General features: G+C 75.9%; 2 protein-coding genes. Both read left to right on the forward strand.

All coding sequences use genetic code 11. The features are described 5' to 3' along the window. The coding region (locus GTW67_RS16180) for an AMP-binding enzyme (RefSeq protein WP_237518889.1) at positions 1 to 1,223 on the forward strand (1,223 nt) is incomplete at its 5' end. After that, positions 1,220 to 1,484 (forward strand): Gfo/Idh/MocA family oxidoreductase (locus tag GTW67_RS16185; protein WP_161165524.1); only part of this gene is annotated, 265 nt, incomplete at its 3' end. The genes GTW67_RS16180 and GTW67_RS16185, both read left to right, overlap by 4 nt.

The raw sequence follows: 1,484 nt of genomic DNA on the forward strand, positions 1-1,484 counted from the left end.
GGATCGAACTCGGCGAGATCGAGGCCGTGCTCGGCGAACACCCGATGGTGGGCACGGCGGTGGTCCTGGCGGCGGGCGACAGCGCCTTCGAACGGGCCCTGGTCGCCTTCGTGATCCCCCGGCGGGAGTCCGGATCCGTCGAGGCCGGGGAGCTCGTCGGCTGGGTGGCCGACCGGCTGCCGGCGCACATGGTCCCCGCGCGGGTGCGCCTCGTGGATTCGCTGCCGCTGACCCCGAACGGCAAGGTCGACCGGAAGAAGCTGCTCGCCTCGGCCCCGGCACCCACCGCGTCGCGCGACGAGCCCTCCGAGCCGCCGCACCCGGGCGTCGAGCGACGGATCGCCGACCTGTGGGCCGAGACCCTCGGAGCCGAGCCGCCGAGCCGCGAGGCGGGCTTCTTCGACGCGGGTGGGGACTCGCTGCTGGCGGCCCGGTTCGTCGGGCGGATCCGCGAACTCGTGCCCGAGGCGGCGCACCTCACCTTCGACACCCTGCTCCGCGCCCTGCTGGACACCCCCACGGTCGCCGGCCTGGCCCGGTCGCTGCGGTCCGGCGCCGAGGCGGCTCCGGCCACGGAGGCGGCCCCGGCGGCCCGCACCTCGGCGCTGATCCCGCTCGCCGGATCCGGGGCGGGACCGGTGCGGCTGCTGGTGTACGACGGATCGGGCACCCTGACGCCGTACGACGCGCTCATCACCGAACTCGGCACGGACGCGCCCCTGTTCGGGATCGCCGTACCCGACGGCGACCCGTGCCCCGACCTCGCCGCACCGGACCTCGTCGAGGAACTGGCCGGGGGATACGCCCGCGAGGTGCGGGCCGCCGGGTTCGACGCCGTGGAGATCATCGGCCACGGCCTCGGCGGCCCGGTCGCCCTGGAACTGGCCCGCGCCCTGAGCGAGGCCGACGTGACGGTACGGCGGCTGACCCTGGTGTCCGGCCACCGCATGCCCTCCCCGCCGGCGGTCCTCGCACGGATCCGCGACGCGGTGGCGCAGTACGATCCGCTGCCGTACGCGGGGGACATCACCTTCCTGCGCCCCGTCGAGCCCGTGCCGGGCGCCCCCGGACCCACGGACGACACGAGCGCGTTCTGGCGCGGGACGTGCCTGGGGGACGTGACGGTGGTCGACGTACCGGGCGATCACTTCAGCTGCCTGCGGAGGCCCCATGTGACGCGCCTGGCGGACGCGCTCACCGCGCGGCCCGCGGAGCGCCGATGACCCGCCCGATGCGCGTCGTCGTCTGCGGCACCCGTTTCGGCCAGGTGTACGCCGCGGCCCTCGCCCGTGCGCCCGAACGCTTCCGGCTCGCCGGCATCCTGGCCCGGGGCAGTGCCCGCTCCGCGGCACTCGCCGAGGAGTACGGCGTCCCGCTGTACGACGCGGTCGAGCGGCTGCCCGACGACGTCGACGCGGCCTGTGTCGTGGTGTCGACCGCGGTCGGCGGCGGGCGCGGCGCCGAACTGGCCAAGGACCTGCTCC

Origin of the sequence: Streptomyces sp. SID5910 (assembly GCF_009862125.1) — a bacterium.
Taxonomy (GTDB): domain Bacteria; phylum Actinomycetota; class Actinomycetes; order Streptomycetales; family Streptomycetaceae; genus Streptomyces.